Origin of the sequence: Roseovarius sp. THAF9 (assembly GCF_009363715.1) — a bacterium.
Lineage (GTDB): Bacteria > Pseudomonadota > Alphaproteobacteria > Rhodobacterales > Rhodobacteraceae > Roseovarius.
Map to the genome: position 1 here is coordinate 740,704 of NZ_CP045404.1, position 15,682 is coordinate 756,385.

Here is a 15,682-nt window from a genome sequence, read left to right on the forward strand (position 1 = left end):
GGCGCGGCCAGTGACGTAGCCGGCGGGCAGATGGGCGGTAATCATGGCCGCAGCCTGGGCCGGTCAGTGCGGATTAGTTTCGCAGCGATTCATGATTTTTCGCGGATCGCCTGCGCCGTTTGCACGTTCATGGGCGTCGCGGCGGTTCAGGCCTCGGATTCGTTTTCGAGGTTATCGACGATCTCGTCGATGACCTTGATCCAGAGGTCGGGAGCCTGACAGCCCGGCACGGCATGCTTGCCTGCGACGATGAAGCAGGGCACGCCGGTGACGCCCATTTCGCGGAAGGCCTCGTCGCGGCCCGCGATGCCTTCGATATCGGCGTCTGAGGCCAGTAGTTTCTGGACCACGGCGGCGTCCATCTCGGCGCTGTCGGCGATATCGCCCAGAACCTCGTGATCGCTGATATCGCGCCCGTCTTGGAAATAGGCGCGGAAGAGCGACATGGCGACGGCCATCTGGCGGCCCTCGATGCCCGCCCAGTGGATCAGGCGGTGGGCGTCCATCGTGTTGGGCGTGCGGGTGATCTTGTCGAAATTGATCGTCAGCCCCTCGGCCTCGGCCCGTTCGGCGATGGGGGCGTAGGCCTGAACCGCGCCCTCTTTGCCGCCGAACTTTGCTTCGAGGTATTCGCGCCGGTCCATGCCCTCGGGCGGCATGTCGGGATTGAGCTGGAACGGATGCCATTCGATCTCGAACGGGTGGCCGGGGCGTTCGGCCAGCGCCTTGTCGAGGCAGGCCTTGCCGATATAGCACCACGGGCAGATCGGGTCGGAGACGATATCAAGCTTGACCATGCAGGTCCTTGTAGATCGGCCGCAGGGCGCGGCGCAGGAGTTTTCCGTTGGCGCCTGTGGGCAGCGCGTCGAGGTGGAAGAAACCACGGGGGCGCTTGTAGGCGGCGAGGTTGTCGTTGACATAGGCCTTGAGCGCGTCCTCGGCAACCGGGGCGGGGGCGGTGTAGAAGGCCATGATAAGGCGGGCGTCCTCTTTGACCTCGATCTCGGTTACGGCGGATTGGGTGATGTCGGGGTGGGCGTTCAGGACCGCCTCGACCTCCATGGGCGACACGCGGAAGCCGCCGGCGTTCATCATGTCGTCCGAGCGTCCCAGATAGGTGATATCGCCTTCGGGGGACATCACGCCCTGATCGCCGGTAACAAACCAGTCGCCCTGGAAGCGGTCTGCGGTTTCCTTGGGCTCGTTCAGGTATCCCAGCATCAGGCCTGGGTCGGAGCGGTGGATGGCAATGGTGCCTTCCTCGCCCACGGGGACCGGGCCGTCTGGGCCGATCAGCGCGACGTTGCGGCCCGGCTGGGGGCGGCCCAGCGTGCCGGGGGCAGCGGGGTGATCGGGGCAGCCTGAGATGAAGGTGGAGCATTCGGACATACCGTAGGCCTCAAAAAGAGGCGTACCGGTCGCCTCGCGCCAATGGGCGTCGATTGTGGCGGAGAGCTTTTCGCCGGCGGTCAGGCCGTGGCGGAGTTTCGGCAGGTCGAATGTCTTGCCGGGGGTGACGAACTTGCGGAAGACGCCCGGGGCGGCGGCGAAGATGGTGGCGTCGTGGCGCTTCATCAGCAGCGGCAGTTGGTCGGGCGTGACGGAGGTGGCCGGGATGAGGGCGGTGGCCCCTGCCGTCCAAGGGTCCATCAGGCCGGTGCCGAGTGTGTAGGTCCAGTTGAACGCGCCCGCGTGCATCAGGCGGTCGTCCTGGCGCAGGCCGTACCAGCCGTCGACCATCATCTGCCGCGCCCAGATGGCACGATGGGCGTGCATGACCGCGCGGGGCGTGCCGGAGGTGCCGGAGGTGTAGATGATGTAGGCAAGCCGGTCGGGATCGCCCATGTCGAACGCGGCCGGGGTGTTGTCATGCATGGCGCGCAGTGCGTCCGTGCCGATGACGGGGATATCCGTCTCGGGACAAGGGATGTCGGCGCCCCGCAGGATGGCTTTTGGTTCCGTGGTCTTGAGGATGCCGGCGACCTCGCGCGCGGTCAGTTGCGAGGAAGTGGGGATGGGCACGAGACCGACGGCGATGGCGCCAAGATACGCGATGGGAAAGTCGACCGTGTTGCCGAGGCGCATGAGGACACGGTCGCTAGGTGCAAGGCCATGCTCCAAAAGGCCCGCGCCGGTGCCCAGGACAGCGGATTTCAGGCGCGCAAAGCTGTAGCGCTCGGAGCCCGAGAGCCCGAGGATTGCCAGCGCGATCTTGTCGGGCAAGTCGTCGGCATGGCGCAATACATGAGCGGCCAGGTTGAAAGGCGCTGGGCAGGGCGGAAAGGCGGTGGTGTCGGTCTCGGAGCGCATGGCCCGGAGGATTATGGCTGCCACGGCGAAGTTGCAAGCCATGGCGGCGCTGCGTATAGCGTAGGATATGGAAGACAGATCGCCCGTGAGCCTGATCAGGCTGGCCCGTGAGAGCGGGGAAGAGGACGCGGCCCAGCCGCTGAACCTTGCCGAACGGGTGCGCGATTTGCGCAAGTCGCGGGGCTGGACACTGGAACAGGCCGCCAAACAGGCGGGGCTGGCACGGTCCACCCTGTCGAAGATCGAGAACGGCGTGATGTCGCCCACCTACGAAGCGTTGAAGAAGCTGGCGGTGGGGCTGGAGATTTCCATTCCGCAGCTGTTCACGCCGCCCCAGCGCGAGCAGGTGAGCGGCCGAATGGCGGTGACCAAGCAAGGGCAGGGCACGGCGCAGGCGACCACGACTTATGAGCATGAACTTCTTGGCGATGCGCTGTTGAAGAAGCGGATGCTGCCCTATCGCGCCCGGATCCGGGCCCGATCGGTCGAGGAGTTCGATGGTTGGGTGCGCCATGACGGCGAAGAGTTCTTGTATGTCCTGACGGGGGTTGTCCGGCTTTATACCGAGTTCTACGAGCCGATCGAGATGCGCCGGGGCGACAGCGCCTATTACGACGCCACGATGGGGCACAACGTGGTGTCGGTGAGCGACGAGGATGCGACGATCCTGTGGGTGACGTCGCTGGCGTGATGGCGATGGTGCGCGTGGACGCGTGGGCTTTCGCCCACCCTACGAGCCTGTTCCTCGCGGTTTTGTGATCGCAGCGCGGACGCACTCGCCCGTGGCCAAATGACCCTTGGCCTGTTCCTCGGGACCTGCTGCCCTAGTTCGCCCTACTAGCCCGGTTAGATGGACCCGTGCGTGCGCGCGGTGTTTGACATCGGCGTGTGACCGTTCGGAGGTAAATGATTTGGGTAAGGTTTTCAGGGTCATAATCGGCCTTTGCATCGTGGCCGCCTGCGCCGCAGCGGGGATTTGGGGTACGCAGCAGATCCTGTCGCAAGGCGGATCGGGTGAAGCCGCGTCGGCGCCGCCGGCGGTGCGCGTGGAATTGACCCGGCCCGAGACGCGCCAGATCGAGGACCGGGTAAGCGGGGTCGGTACGCTGATCCCGGTGCGCTCGGTCGAGCTGGTTCCTACGGCGGCGGGGCGCGTGACGGGCGTGCCGGTCTCCTCCGGCGAAGAGGTCTCGGAAGGTGAGATCGTTGTGCAACTGGACGACCGTGCGGCCCGAGCGGCGCTGGCCGAGTCCGAGGCGACCTATGCCGAAGCTGAAGATGAATTTCGCAGGGTCGAGGAGCTCACTGACAGCAATGCCGCCGCCGAGGCGCGGTTGGAAGAGGCGCGTGCTGCCTATCGCCGGGCGGAAGCCGCGATGATGATGGCGCGCGCCGACTTGGAAGACCGGACGCTGGTGGCGCCGTTCGACGGGGTGCTGGGATTGATCGACATCGAGACGGGAACCTTCCTGAGTGGAGGCATGGCCGTCACGCGGCTGTCGGACATCACTACGATGGAACTGACCGTGTCGCTGCCTGAGCGGTATTTCGAGCGGATCAAGGTGGGGCAGGCCGTGAACGTGACGACGCCGGCCTACCCGGATGCGGAATTCGACGGTGAAGTGACGGTGCGCGCGCCGGAGGTGAACCTGGAAACCCGCAGTTTCAACATCCGAGCCGAGATCGACAATGCCGACGGCCGGCTGGTGGGCGGCATGTTCGCCGATGCCGAGATCGTTCTGGACACCTATGAGGGGCTGGCGATTGCGGATGACGCGATCATCAGCGAAGGGCTGGCGAGTTATGTCTATACTGTCGCGGACGGGGCTGCGGTGCGCACCGAGATCGAGCCGGGACAGTCGCTGGGTGCGATGACCGAAGTGCGCGAGGGGCTGAGCCTGGAGGACAGGGTCGTCGTCGCGGGGTGGGACAACCTGTCGGACGGGGCCTCGGTCGAAGTGGCCAGCGAGCCAGACGAGAGTGGCGATGCCGCACCGCAGGGCGACGCGGAGGCCAACACGCAATGACGCTGCCCGACCTTTGCATCAAGCGGCCCGTGCTGGCCACCGTCCTGTCGATCCTGATCATCGTGGTGGGCATTGCCGGGCTGACCCGGATGCCGGTGCGGGAATTGCCCGACACCACGACGGCCGAGGTGACAGTCAGCGTGCCCTATATTGGCGCCGGTCCCGGCGTCGTAGACAGCGAATTGGCCACTGTGATCGAAGGCGCGTTGTCGACGGTATCCGGCATCGACAGCATGAACACCGAATCCGAACTGGGCGGGCTGCGCACGGTCATCACCTTTCGCCAAGGCCGGGATATCGACCAGGCCGCGGCGGATGTGCGGGCTGCGGTCGAGGGTGTGGCCGGCGACCTGCCCGAAGAGGCCGAGGAACCGCAGGTGGAAAAGAACGACAGCCAGGGTGACCCCATTCTGTGGATGACCCTGACGTCCGAGAACTTGTCGGCCTCGGAACTGACGGATTACGCCGATCGGTTCATCACGGATCGGCTGGAGACGCTGAGTGGCGTGGCGGCGGTGCAGATCTATGGCGACCGGGCCTATGCAATGCGCGTCTGGCTGGACCCGCAGGCGATGGCGGCGCGGGGCGTGACCGCGAACGAGATTGCCGACGCGCTGCGCGCCAACAACCTGGAACTGCCGGCGGGGACGATCGAGAACGAGGCGCGGACATATCTGTTGCGCACCGAGACGCGGCTGTCGAGCGTCGAAGAATTCGAGGACCTGATCGTGCGGTCGGATGAAAATGGCCGGGTGCTGTTGGGCGATGTGACGCGGGTCGAGCTGGGGGTCGAGAGCGACGACAGCGAGTTCCGGGCCAATGGCGAGACGGCGCTGGGGCTTGGCGTGCTGCGGCAGTCCTCGGCCAACACGCTGTCGATTTCGGCGGCGGTCGGGGAAGAGGTGGAGCGGATCGCGGCGGACCTGCCGGGTGGGACGGATCTGCAGATCACCTCGGACGACGCGGATTTCATTTCTAATTCGATCCGGCAGGTTTTGACCACGCTGGCCATTGCCGTGGGGATCGTGGTGGCGGTGATCTACGTCTTCCTGACCTCGATCCGTACGACGGTGATTCCGGCGGTGACCATCCCCATCGCGCTGCTGGGGGCCTGTGCGGGGATCGCGCTAGCCGGGTTTTCGATCAACATCCTTACATTATTCGCGTTGATCCTGGCCATCGGGCTGGTGGTGGATGACGCCATCGTGGTGCTGGAGAATATCGAGCGCAAGGTGGAGGAAGGCGAGGACCCCAAGGAAGCGGCGCGCACGGGCGCGAACCAGGTGTTTTTCGCCGTGGTGTCGACCTCGGCGGTGCTGATCTCGGTCTTTGTGCCGCTGTCGTTGCTGGAAGGCGAGTTGGGAAAACTGTTCCGGGAATTCGGCGTGACGCTGGCCATTGCCGTTGCGCTGTCGACCTTCGTGGCGCTGACGCTGTGCCCGGTGATTGCCAGCAAACTTTTAAAGAAGGGCATGAACGACACGTGGTTTGCGCGCGGTGTGAAGCGGGTCACGAAGAGCGCCTCGGAGGGGTACCGCAAATTGCTGACCCGGGCGATCGGGGCGCCGCTGGTGGTGCTGGCGATTGCGGCGGGACTGACGGGCATGTCCTGGACGCTGTACCAGCAACTGCCGTCGCAGCTGACGCCGGCGTCGGACCGGGGCATTTTCTTCGTGTCGATCCAGGCGCCGCCGGGATCGGCCCTGCCGCTGACCGACAATGCGGTGAGCCAGGTCGAGGACCTGATCGCGCCTTACCGAGAGGACGGCGTGGTGGAGGATACCATCGCCATCGTCGGGCAGAATGGCGAGTCGGGCCGCGCCTTCGTCGTGGCGGTGATGTCGCCCTGGGGTGAGCGTGAGATGGGGCCGCGGGACGTTCTGGCCGAGCTGCGGCCTGAATTCGGCAAGATCACCCGCGCCAGTGTGCGGGCCTTCGCACCCTCTGGTCTTGATGCCGGGAGCGGATCTGGGCTGGAAGTGATCGTGACGGGGCCGAGTTTCGAAGATGCCGCCGAGTTTTCACGCCAGATGGAAGAGGCGATGCGCGCCAGCCCCGATCTGACCGGGGTGCGGCGGGATTACGAGATCAACACGCCGGGCTTCGACATCAGCGTGAACCGGGCGATGGCCCGGCAGATCGGGGTTGAGGCGCGGGATATTTCGGACGCGGTACGCACTTTTTTTGCATCGGCGGAGGTTACGGAGTTCATCTCGCGCGACCGGCAGTATCCGGTGATCCTGCAGGCGCCGGACGCGCGGCGGACCAACACCGCGGATCTGACGGGCGTCAACGTGCGAACCGCGACCGGCGAGTTGGTTCCGCTGGACGGGTTGGTGACGCTGGAGCGGCGCGCCTCGGTCAGGGCTTACAATCGGTATAATCGGCAGCCCTCGGTCGAGATCAGCGCGTCGCTGGTGGAGGGCGTGGACCTCGGCTCGGCCATCGCGACGGTCGAGGAGATTGCCGAGGACATGCCCTCGGCCATGCAGATCAGCTATTCGGGGCAGGCGGAAAGCTATCAGGAGACGTCGGGGGGTATCGCGCTGACATTCGCGCTGGCGCTCCTGATCGTGTTCCTGGTGCTGGCGGCGCAGTTCGAGAGCTTCATTCAGCCGGTGGTGATCCTGTTGTCGGTGCCGTTGGCCGTGGCCGGGGCGCTGCTGACGCTCTTTGCGCTGGGCGAGGCGATCAACATCTACACGCAGGTGGGGATGGTGATGCTGATCGGGCTTATGGCTAAGAACGGCATTCTGATCGTGGAGTTTGCAAATCAGTTGCGGGAAGAGGGCCGCAACGTGCGCGATGCGGTGATCGAGGCGTCTGCGGTGCGGTTGCGCCCGATCCTGATGACGGTGATGTCGACCGTGCTGGGGGCCGTGCCGCTGGTACTGTCGACGGGCGCCGGGGCGGCCAGTCGGTTTTCCATCGGGATCGTGATCATCGGCGGGTTCATGTCGGCGTCGGTGCTGACCCTGTTCCTGACGCCGGTTCTGTACGACCTGCTGCAGAAGGATCGGGAAAAGGCCGATGCGCCTGAGGGTGCGGGTGCGCAGCCGGCGGAATAGCGGTGCAGAGCCTCAGGGAGAGGATTTGGCCACGCGGTGATAGATATGCGTGAAGGTCGCCGCGCCCAGGATCGGGATCACGAGGTTCACCAGCGGGATTGACAGGGGCAGCGCCATCAGCGTTCCGGCCATCCAGATCGTGCCGCGATGTTCCTTCCGCAGCACCTTGGCGTTGGCGCGGCCGACGCGGCGCATCGCCGCCAGTTGGAAATACTCCATCCCCAGCAGATAGCCGTTCACGCCCCAGAAGATGAAGGGCGTGGCGGGCGGAAAGAGGGCGTAGAGGATGAAGGCCAGAAGGTTGGCCGCGACGATGACGCCGAGGAAGTTCACGCTGTCCTTTAACCCGTCGAAGAAGGGCACTGGCGGGACAGGGGTCAGGTTGGGATAGTGCCGGTCCTCGACCGCCTGTGCGACCGTGTCGAGGAAGAGCGATGTGATGGCCGAGGCGACGGGCACCATCAGGAAGACCGACAGGATCAGCATCAGGAAGAAGCCGGACCAGCCGAGCAGGTCGTCGATCCATTTCACCTCCCCGATAAGAGGTAGCGTCGTGCTGTCGCCGGTGACCCACTGGATGAACATCAGGAAGGCGGCAGTGGTGGCGACGAGCAGCAGAAACGATAGCGCCACGCCGAGCCAGAACACCTTGCGAAAGCGCGGGTCGCCCAGCTGACCGAGGGCCTTGAAGAAGGCTGTGAAGATCATTCGGTGACCCAGCTGGTGATGCTGTCGATATCCGGGCGCGGGCGTTCGGGCGGGGCCGCTGTTTCGGTGCCGAGAAAGATCAGGCCGGCGATGCTTTCGTTGTCGGCAAGCCCGAGGCCCTGGCTGATGAACTCCCGGTCATGCGTGGCCCAGCCCGTGAGCCAGTTGGCGCCCCAGCCCGAGGCCAGCGCGGCGTTCAAAAGCGCGAGGCAGACGGCCCCGGCGCTATAGGTCTGCTCGATTGCGGGGATTTTCTCGGACGGTTTACGCACCTCGACCACGGCGACGGCAAGCTGGCCATCCTCGTATTGCTTGGCGGCCTTGGCGATGTCCTCTTCCGACTTGCCCAGGGCGGCGCCGCGGTCGCGGGCCAGTGCGGCAAGGCGTGGCATGGCGGCACGATCCAGCACGATGAAGCGCCACGGTTCCAGCTTGCCGTGATCGGGCGAGCGGGCGGCGGCTGTCAGGATGGGGCGAAGCTCTTGCGCCGTGGGCGCCGGGCCGGTCAGCGTCTTGGCCGGGCGCGAGCGGCGGGTCAGCAGGAAGTCCATCGCGGCAGGATTGGGATCGGGCATGGGGGTCTTTCGGTCGTTGGTCGTCGGTGGATATGTCGGGCCGAGACGGGCGGGCGTCAACCGGTTTCGGGTATTCGCGAGAGGCAAGGAGGCTATGTGCGCCAGCGCCAGACGCGCGGCCTAGAGCCGCGTCGCATTATTTTTTGTCGCGCGACAGGGTGTAGACCCCCTCGGGCAGGTTGAGGGCGGCGCCCAGATCCTGCAGTTGGGTCATCGACAGCGTCACCTTCTGCACCCGGTCGGTGCGCGGGTCGAGCTGTTCGATGGTCACGCATTCCTCGAAGGCGTTGATGGTGACGTCCTCTTGCAAGGGCGTGCTGCCCTCATCGATCAGGGTAACAACGGTGGCGTCGAATTCGTGCTCTATCGAAAACATGCGGCCACAGTAGCGCATGGTAGTCAGAGCGCAATCGGCTTTGCGCCGCACGAGCGCGTGAGGGGGACTGGCCCTCGGCGCAAAGCCTGCTAGAACTATGGCAAAGGGAGCAATTGCAGGTGAGACAGATGCGGTGGAAGGTTCTGATTTGTGCGGTTTTCTTGGCCGGTTGCGAGGTCACGACCACGGGTGGCGAAGCGCCGCAGCCCCGGCCGACGGCCCAGCAGCAACAATCGGTCAATGCACCCTCGGGCACGCAATTGTCGCGATTCCGGCAGGTCGTGGCACGGGTCGAGCCGGTGGCCGAGCGTGAGTGCCGGGCGCGGGGTGGCAACGTGAACTGCGATTTCAACGTGGTGCTGGACGATCGCCCGGGCCGCCCGCCCAACGCGTTCCAGACGCTGGACCGCAATGGCCGGCCGATCCTGGCCTTTACCGCGTCATTGATCGCGGATGTGCGCAACGAGGACGAATTGGCCTTTATCTTCGCCCATGAGGCGTCGCACCATATCCGGCGGCACATACCGCGCCAACAGCAGAGCGCCGCGGCGGGGGCCATCCTGCTGGGCGGGTTGGCGACGCTGGCCGGGGCCGGGACGGGCGCCGTGGACGCGGCCACCAATGTGGGCGCTTCGGTGGGCGCACGCAGTTACTCCAAGGAGTTCGAACTGGAGGCCGATGCGTTGGGAACGATCATCGCCAAGAAGTCGGGCTATAACCCGATCCGGGGGGCAGAGTATTTCACGCGGATTCCGGACCCTGGCAACCGGTTTCTGGGATCGCACCCGCCCAACGCGCAGCGAATCGAGACCGTGCGCCGCGTAAATTCGCAACTCTGACGGGGTGTCATGCTGCAACTGACCGGCGTGATTTCCGACCGGGGGTCGAAATATGCCGTGTCGGGCGGCGCGGCGCAAGACCGCGCGGCCGTGGATGCCTTCCTGAAAGAGCTGAAACGCGACAAGAAATTCGCCAAGGCCACCCACAACACTTGGGCGATGCTGGATGCCGAAGGCACGGCGCTGAAATCCGATGACGGCGAGGCCGGGGCAGGCATGGTGATCGTTCGCATGCTGGAACGGGCCGACCTGCGCGAACACGTGATCGTGGTCACGCGCTGGTTCGGCGGCAAGCATCTGGGCGGCGACCGGTTTCGGCACGTGCAGGACTGCGTGACGGCTTACATGGAGGCGCTGGAGCGCGCTTGATGCAGATCAAGGCGAATCCCGGACGGTTGGGCCAGTTTCGGCAGCAGAGGTGCCCCGCCAACCTGCGGCAATAATGCCGGGCCGGCAGGCGGCGCCCTTTCGACAGGAGAGCCGCGATGCCCCAGACGAAGACGATCAAACGCCACACCGAACTGGTGGACCGGATGGCCCGCACCCTGGGTTTGGACCTGGAAGAAGAGGTCTATGCCGGGCAACTGGACCCCGAAACGCTGTGCGATACGGTGCTGCGCTGCACCGGGTGCACCGACCCGGATGGATGCGAAGCGTGGATGGCCGCGCAGGCGGGGCCGGTGGAGGCAACGCCGATCATGTGCCGCAACGGTGAGGTTTTCGCCGCGCTTAAGGCGGGGCGCCGGATCTGAAGTCGTTGGGCCGGACGTGCTGCGTTAAAGCGGTACGATGCTCTTTGCCATGGCGCCGGAGATCCCGACGAAGCAGCAGGCGGTGGCGATCAGCACGCAGGCATGCCAGATCGCGTTGCTGAATTTCAGCGTGTCCCAGCAGTAGAACACCACCGCGCCGGAATAGATGATGCCGCCTGCGAAGATCAGGGTCAGGCTGTTGGCTGGAAGCGATGGCCAAAGCGGGACGATGATGATCAGGCCCATCCAGCCCAATAGGACCTGAGGCAACCAGTGCGTGCTCATTTTCCCGCGTTCCGCCAAGAGTTTGCGCACAGCGCCCGAGAGTGCGAGGAACCACACAAGCACCAACACGGTATAGGCGAAAGGTGTGCCCAGCAGAACAGCGAGTGGTGTGATCGTGCCCGCGATCTTGACGTAGATGGCGGCGTGGTCGATCCGGCGCAGTAGCGGGCGGAAGGGCGTATGCGCGGCGAGGTGATAGGCGGCCGAGGCGCTGAGCATCAGGATCATGGCAACGCCGTAGACGACGGCCGCCGTCATCGTCCCCGCGGTCTGCTGACCCGCGTTGGCGGCGATCAGGAACGCGACCGCGACAAGTGCGCTGCCAACCCCCAGCACGTGCACGGCGCCATCGGCGATCCGTTCTGCGCGTGTGTAACTGGGGTAGGACATGTCGCGGTCCTCCGGGCTGTGGGTGTCCTGTGGTTTCGTGTCGATCATGACACTGAGATGTCTCTATTATGTTTCAGTTTCAGGGGTTTTCGTTCAAAATTTATGTGACAAGACCGTAACCAAAATGGAAACAAGGGCCTGGTCAGGCCCTTGTTTGTTGCCTTTACAGGGGGTTAGCGGGTTTGAAGCCGCTCAAGATAGACCACGGTTGACGCTGCGGCAATGCCGTAGATCACGTGTCCCACAAGCGCCACCCAAGTGATGCCGGTGAAATTCAGGAAGAAAGGCAGGCCCGCGATGCTGGTGATGCCGCCGATGGCGAAAACCCAGAGGCCGACGCCGTAAATGGCCGAGGCCGGAAGCCAGTGGAGACCGGGCAGAACACGCTTTAGTGCGGGGCGGGCGATGAAGAGCCAGCCAATCGGGTACGCCAGCAGCCCCACGAAAAAGAGGTGCATCAGGTGGCCGTAGGGCGCGGCGTTGGGTAGGCCCAGCGTTCCGAGCAGGCTGCGGGCAAGGCCCACAGGGGCGAGATTGGCAAAGCCGAGGATCGGCGAAAGCGCCTGGCCGAAAAGGTCGAAGGCGACAGTAGCGGCGGCACCGGACAGCAGGATAAGCAGTACAGTGTCGACGGAAACGGCGGGAAGGGTGCGGGGGGTGTCGGTGGTCAGGGAGGTCATGGATCGAGGTCCTTGTCAGGCTGAGGTTGCGTTTGTGCGGACAAGCTGCGGCCGAACAAGATGACAATCAACTGACAGGCCCGTGAGGACACGGGTTGGTGTAAATACTTGTGAATGTTGAAATATTTCAGGATTTCACGGGGGTGTCAGGCGCTCCACGAAACCTGTAACACTAGAGGTGTCGACCCCAAAGATCATACTCTCCAGCTTCGTCCACCTCGACGGTGACGATCTCGCCCACGGTCAGTCCCTCGGTGTTCTCGTCGATGAAAAGGCAGCCGTCGATTTCGGGCGCGTCGGCCTTGGTGCGGCAGGTGGCGACGCCGTCTTCGTCGATATCGTCGATGATGACGTCTTGCACGGATCCGACCTTGGCGGCCAGTTTATCCACAGAAATGGACTGCGCCTTTTCCATGAAGCGATCCCAGCGGTCCTGCTTGACCTCTTCGGGCACGTGGTCGGGCAGATCGTTGGAGCGGGCGCCCTCGACATTCTCGTATTTGAAGCAACCGACGCGGTCGAGCTGTGCCTCGTCTAGCCAGTCGAGCAGGGTCTGGAATTCGGCCTCGGTTTCGCCGGGATAGCCGACAATGAAGGTCGAGCGCAGGGTCAGGTCGGGGCAGATCGCCCGCCATGTAGTGATTTCATCAAGGGTTTTCGCGCCCGCGGCGGGGCGGGCCATGCGTCTCAGAACGTCCGGATGGGCGTGCTGGAATGGAATGTCGAGATAGGGCAGCACGCCGTTGTCCGGGTCGGCCATGAGCGGGATGAGCTCGCGGACATGGGGATAGGGATAGACGTAATTCAGACGGACCCAAGCGCCGAGCTCTCCGAGTGCTTTGGACAGATCGACGATATGGCTGCGTAGATCGCTACCCTTCCAAGGGTTCACGTCATACTTTCGATCCAGCCCGTAAGCGCTTGTATCCTGTGAGATAACCAAAAGCTCGCGCACGCCACCCTCGACCAGTTTCTCGGCTTCGCGCAGAATGGCATGGCCGGGGCGCGAGGCAAGGCGTCCGCGCATGTCGGGGATGATGCAGAACTTACACTTGTGGTTACAACCCTCTGAAATCTTGAGATAACTGTAGTGGCGGGGAGTCAGCTTCACGCCCGCCTCTGGCAGAAGGTCAATAAAAGGATCGGGGCTGGGCGGCACGGCGGTGTGTACCGCGTCGAGCACCTGTTCGTACTGGTGCGGGCCGGTGACGGCCAGAACGCGGGGATGGGTGCCGGTGATGTACTCGGGCTCGGCCCCCAAACAGCCGGTGACGATGACACGGCCGTTCTCGGTCAGCGCCTCGCCGATGGCGTCGAGGCTTTCGGCCTTGGCGCTGTCGAGAAAGCCGCAGGTGTTCACGATCACCGCGTCGGCTCCGGAATAGTCGGGCGAGATTCCGTAGCCCTCGGCCCGCAGGCGCGTCAGGATGCGCTCGCTGTCGACCAGCGCCTTGGGGCAGCCCAGCGACACCATGCCAATGACCGGCTGGCCCTTGCGGGGGCTTTCGGTGACGCGGGCTTTCGCGAGATCGGGGCGCAGATCGGGTGGGTTGGTGCTCATCCGCGGCGATATAGTCCCCAAAGGCCACCCGATAAAGCGGAAAAGCTGTTGTTGGGCGCAAGGCCTGCGCCTAGTCTGAAAAGAAAACGGTGGAGAGCGGTATGCGGTGGCTCATTCGCATTTTCATGATCGTGCTGGCGGCGGCGGTTCTGGGGATCGCTGCGGTGTTCTTTCTGCCCGGCGAGCGGATCGCCAGCATCGCCGCAGACCAGTTGAGCCGGATGACCGGCCGCGAGGTCACGATGAGCGGCGAGACGACCATCAGTTTCTATCCCGTGCTGGGCGTCAGTACCGGCGCCGTCACGGTGGCCAATGCCGACTGGGCTGGCGAAGCGCCAATGTTTAAAGCCAAAAGCCTGAAGATAGGGGTTGAGCCGCAGGCGCTGTTCGGCGGGGATATTCGCATCACGGGGCTGGAGGCCGTGGGCCCGCAGATCAACCTGCACCGGGCCACGGATGGGCGCGTTAATTGGGAGCTGAACATTGAGGGCGTGGCCCCGTCGGGGCAGGGCGAGGGCGGCAGCGCATCGGCGCGGTCGAACCGGTTGTCGCTGACGCTGGACCGGGCGCTGATCCAGAATGCCTCGCTGGTCTACGTGGACGAGGTCGAGGGCACCACCGTGCGCCAGTCTGGCGTGGATTTCGATCTGCGCTGGCCGGATTACGAGGGTGCCGCCGATTTCGACCTGACTTTGCGTCCCGGTGGTGAGGTGGTGGAGATATCGGGCACGCTGGAGCGTGTCGGGCATTTCATCGACGGCGGCGTGTCGGACGTGCAGGCGCGGATCTCCACCAAAGCGGGCACGGCCAGCTTTGCCGGGCGTGCGGGATCGGCGCCGGAAGTCGCGGGCCGGTTGAGCGCGGACCTCGAGAGCACGTCCGATTTCATGGCGTTGATCGGGCAGGGTCCGATGGACATCCCCGACGGGCTGGGCCGTGCTGCTGCGCTGGAGACGGATCTGACGTTCAAGGACGATCGGCTGTCCCTGCGCAACACGGCGCTGGGGTTGGATGGTAATCGGTTTACAGGAGCGGCGGACGTAAATCTTGGTGAGGACAAACCGCGTCTTAATGTGCAACTGAATGCAGGCGCCCTGGACCTGACCGGATTGAGCGCCGACGACACCGGGAGCGAAAACAGCAGCGGCAATAGTGGTGGCGTGGCAAGTGACGGATGGTCAAAGGCGCCGATCAACGCGTCGGGGCTGGCGGCGGTGAACGGAGAGTTCGCGCTGGTCGCAGACAGCATCAACTTGGGCGATTTCAAGCTGGGCAAGGTGCGGACGCTGGCCACGCTCGACCGCTCGCGGCTGGTCTTTGGCCTGCGCGAGGTGCGGGCCTATGACGGGCTGATCACGGGGCAGTTCGTGATGAACAACCGCTCGGGCCTGTCGGTGGGCGGCGACATGATTGCCACGGGCATCAACCTGAAGACATTTCTGGACGACGCGATGGATATCTCGCGCTTCGAGGCGAAGGCCGATGGCGAGGTGGATTTTCTGGGTGTCGGCGAAAGCGTGCATGCAATCATGAATTCTCTGAGCGGCGGCGGTGCGTTCAAGACCGGGCGCGGCGTGATCTCGGGCTTCGACCTCGACCGGCTGATGCGCTCGGGGAGCGGCACCGGGGGCACGACGGTGTTCGACACGCTGTATGCCACATTCACGATGGATGAGGGCAACCTGTTCAACGACGACCTGACGCTGAAACTGCCGCAGGCGAGCGCGGCAGGCGAAGGGCGCGTGGGGATGGGGGCGCGGGACATAGACTATCTGTTCACGCCGCGTCTGCTGGATGGCGGAAGCCGTGACGGGTTGGCCATTCCGGTCAAGATCCGGGGGCCGTGGGCCAACCCGAAGATCGCTCCGGATCTGGAAGCGGCAATTGACCTGAACTTCGAGGAAGAGAAGAAAGAGCTGGAGCGACAGGCCCGGGACGAGATCGAGCGCGAGGTCGAAAAACAGCTTGGGATCGAGCGGCAGGAGGGCCAGTCGCTGGAGGATGCGGCGAAGGACGCGCTGGAAGACGAGCTGGAGCGCGGCTTACTGAAGCTGTTCGATTGACGGTGCCGGAGCCACAGCCTAATCCGGTTTGCCCTTTGCCTGGAACAT

Annotated in this window: 15 protein-coding genes; 7 read left to right on the top strand and 8 right to left on the bottom strand. The window is 64.4% G+C overall.

The window, feature by feature from the left end; genetic code table 11:
* Nucleotides 1-146: 146 nt before the first annotated feature.
* Nucleotides 147-797 carry a DsbA family oxidoreductase gene (locus FIU86_RS03735; protein WP_152473837.1) on the bottom strand — a complete coding sequence of 217 codons (651 nt, stop codon included), beginning with the start codon at nucleotides 795-797 and terminating at the stop codon, nucleotides 147-149.
* Nucleotides 784-2,310, bottom strand: coding sequence for a class I adenylate-forming enzyme family protein (locus FIU86_RS03740; protein WP_152473838.1), 1,527 nt, complete (start codon nucleotides 2,308-2,310; stop codon nucleotides 784-786). Before FIU86_RS03740 ends, FIU86_RS03735 begins: the two co-directional genes overlap by 14 nt.
* 67 nt (nucleotides 2,311-2,377) lie before the next feature.
* Here FIU86_RS03740 and FIU86_RS03745 point away from each other — a divergent pair, with 67 nt between their 5' ends.
* From FIU86_RS03745 to FIU86_RS03755, 3 genes are all read left to right on the top strand, one after another.
* A complete protein-coding gene (locus FIU86_RS03745) occupies nucleotides 2,378-3,001 on the top strand; it encodes a helix-turn-helix domain-containing protein (protein ID WP_152473839.1) in 624 nt (207 codons plus the stop codon).
* Between the two features lie 220 nt (nucleotides 3,002-3,221).
* On the top strand, nucleotides 3,222-4,337 hold the full coding sequence (locus FIU86_RS03750; RefSeq protein WP_172977420.1) for an efflux RND transporter periplasmic adaptor subunit: 1,116 nt from the start codon (nucleotides 3,222-3,224) through the stop codon (nucleotides 4,335-4,337).
* On the top strand, nucleotides 4,334-7,405 hold the full coding sequence (locus FIU86_RS03755) for an efflux RND transporter permease subunit (RefSeq protein ID WP_152473841.1): 3,072 nt from the start codon (nucleotides 4,334-4,336) through the stop codon (nucleotides 7,403-7,405). Before FIU86_RS03750 ends, FIU86_RS03755 begins: the two co-directional genes overlap by 4 nt.
* Nucleotides 7,406-7,417: 12 nt before the next feature.
* Here FIU86_RS03755 and FIU86_RS03760 read toward each other — a convergent pair whose 3' ends face one another.
* The 3 genes from FIU86_RS03760 to FIU86_RS03770 form a co-directional block, all read right to left on the bottom strand.
* Nucleotides 7,418-8,113 carry an EI24 domain-containing protein gene (locus FIU86_RS03760; RefSeq protein WP_152473842.1) on the bottom strand — a complete coding sequence of 232 codons (696 nt, stop codon included), beginning with the start codon at nucleotides 8,111-8,113 and terminating at the stop codon, nucleotides 7,418-7,420.
* The gene (locus FIU86_RS03765; protein ID WP_152473843.1) at nucleotides 8,110-8,688 is read right to left on the bottom strand and encodes a nitroreductase family protein; all 579 of its coding nucleotides are present in this window, start codon (nucleotides 8,686-8,688) and stop codon (nucleotides 8,110-8,112) included. The genes FIU86_RS03760 and FIU86_RS03765 overlap by 4 nt, the downstream gene beginning before the upstream one ends.
* 136 nt (nucleotides 8,689-8,824) lie before the next feature.
* Nucleotides 8,825-9,064 (bottom strand): hypothetical protein, encoded by a 240-nt coding sequence (locus FIU86_RS03770; protein WP_152473844.1) that lies wholly within the window; start codon nucleotides 9,062-9,064, stop codon nucleotides 8,825-8,827.
* A gap of 128 nt (nucleotides 9,065-9,192) precedes the next feature.
* Between FIU86_RS03770 and FIU86_RS03775 the strand changes: the two genes are divergently transcribed.
* The 3 genes from FIU86_RS03775 to FIU86_RS03785 all read left to right on the top strand — a co-directional run bounded on the left by FIU86_RS03775 (nucleotide 9,193) and on the right by FIU86_RS03785 (nucleotide 10,655).
* Nucleotides 9,193-9,903 carry a M48 family metalloprotease gene (locus tag FIU86_RS03775; RefSeq protein ID WP_152473845.1) on the top strand — a complete coding sequence of 237 codons (711 nt, stop codon included), beginning with the start codon at nucleotides 9,193-9,195 and terminating at the stop codon, nucleotides 9,901-9,903.
* A gap of 9 nt (nucleotides 9,904-9,912) precedes the next feature.
* Nucleotides 9,913-10,272, top strand: coding sequence for a YigZ family protein (locus FIU86_RS03780; protein WP_152473846.1), 360 nt, complete (start codon nucleotides 9,913-9,915; stop codon nucleotides 10,270-10,272).
* 116 nt (nucleotides 10,273-10,388) lie between these two features.
* Complete coding sequence (locus FIU86_RS03785) at nucleotides 10,389-10,655, top strand: DUF6455 family protein (protein ID WP_152473847.1); 267 nt, start codon at nucleotides 10,389-10,391, stop codon at nucleotides 10,653-10,655.
* 24 nt (nucleotides 10,656-10,679) lie between these two features.
* Here FIU86_RS03785 and FIU86_RS03790 read toward each other — a convergent pair whose 3' ends face one another.
* From FIU86_RS03790 to rimO, 3 genes are all read right to left on the bottom strand, one after another.
* Nucleotides 10,680-11,378: a hemolysin III family protein gene (locus tag FIU86_RS03790; RefSeq protein WP_152473848.1), complete on the bottom strand. Its 699-nt coding sequence runs from the start codon at nucleotides 11,376-11,378 to the stop codon at nucleotides 10,680-10,682.
* A gap of 125 nt (nucleotides 11,379-11,503) precedes the next feature.
* Nucleotides 11,504-12,010 carry a hypothetical protein gene (locus tag FIU86_RS03795; protein WP_152473849.1) on the bottom strand — a complete coding sequence of 169 codons (507 nt, stop codon included), beginning with the start codon at nucleotides 12,008-12,010 and terminating at the stop codon, nucleotides 11,504-11,506.
* A gap of 172 nt (nucleotides 12,011-12,182) precedes the next feature.
* A complete protein-coding gene (gene rimO / locus FIU86_RS03800; protein ID WP_152473850.1) occupies nucleotides 12,183-13,571 on the bottom strand; it encodes a 30S ribosomal protein S12 methylthiotransferase RimO in 1,389 nt (462 codons plus the stop codon).
* Between the two features lie 101 nt (nucleotides 13,572-13,672).
* Between rimO and FIU86_RS03805 the strand changes: the two genes are divergently transcribed.
* Nucleotides 13,673-15,634 carry an AsmA family protein gene (locus FIU86_RS03805; protein WP_152473851.1) on the top strand — a complete coding sequence of 654 codons (1,962 nt, stop codon included), beginning with the start codon at nucleotides 13,673-13,675 and terminating at the stop codon, nucleotides 15,632-15,634.
* The last annotated feature ends 48 nt before the right edge of the window (nucleotides 15,635-15,682 follow it).

What these genes read in the sequence shown, in the direction of transcription:
- FIU86_RS03735 (WP_152473837.1), bottom strand. Translation starts at nt 797, where the DNA reads ATGGTCAAGCTTGATATCGTCTCCGACCCGATCTGCCCGTGGTGCTAT.
- FIU86_RS03740 (WP_152473838.1), bottom strand. Translation starts at nt 2,310, where the DNA reads ATGCGCTCCGAGACCGACACCACCGCCTTTCCGCCCTGCCCAGCGCCT.
- FIU86_RS03745 (WP_152473839.1), top strand. Translation starts at nt 2,378, where the DNA reads ATGGAAGACAGATCGCCCGTGAGCCTGATCAGGCTGGCCCGTGAGAGC.
- FIU86_RS03755 (WP_152473841.1), top strand. Translation starts at nt 4,334, where the DNA reads ATGACGCTGCCCGACCTTTGCATCAAGCGGCCCGTGCTGGCCACCGTC.
- FIU86_RS03760 (WP_152473842.1), bottom strand. Translation starts at nt 8,113, where the DNA reads ATGATCTTCACAGCCTTCTTCAAGGCCCTCGGTCAGCTGGGCGACCCG.
- FIU86_RS03765 (WP_152473843.1), bottom strand. Translation starts at nt 8,688, where the DNA reads ATGCCCGATCCCAATCCTGCCGCGATGGACTTCCTGCTGACCCGCCGC.
- FIU86_RS03770 (WP_152473844.1), bottom strand. Translation starts at nt 9,064, where the DNA reads ATGTTTTCGATAGAGCACGAATTCGACGCCACCGTTGTTACCCTGATC.
- FIU86_RS03775 (WP_152473845.1), top strand. Translation starts at nt 9,193, where the DNA reads ATGCGGTGGAAGGTTCTGATTTGTGCGGTTTTCTTGGCCGGTTGCGAG.
- FIU86_RS03780 (WP_152473846.1), top strand. Translation starts at nt 9,913, where the DNA reads ATGCTGCAACTGACCGGCGTGATTTCCGACCGGGGGTCGAAATATGCC.
- FIU86_RS03785 (WP_152473847.1), top strand. Translation starts at nt 10,389, where the DNA reads ATGCCCCAGACGAAGACGATCAAACGCCACACCGAACTGGTGGACCGG.
- FIU86_RS03790 (WP_152473848.1), bottom strand. Translation starts at nt 11,378, where the DNA reads ATGATCGACACGAAACCACAGGACACCCACAGCCCGGAGGACCGCGAC.
- FIU86_RS03795 (WP_152473849.1), bottom strand. Translation starts at nt 12,010, where the DNA reads ATGACCTCCCTGACCACCGACACCCCCCGCACCCTTCCCGCCGTTTCC.
- rimO (WP_152473850.1), bottom strand. Translation starts at nt 13,571, where the DNA reads ATGAGCACCAACCCACCCGATCTGCGCCCCGATCTCGCGAAAGCCCGC.
- FIU86_RS03805 (WP_152473851.1), top strand. Translation starts at nt 13,673, where the DNA reads ATGCGGTGGCTCATTCGCATTTTCATGATCGTGCTGGCGGCGGCGGTT.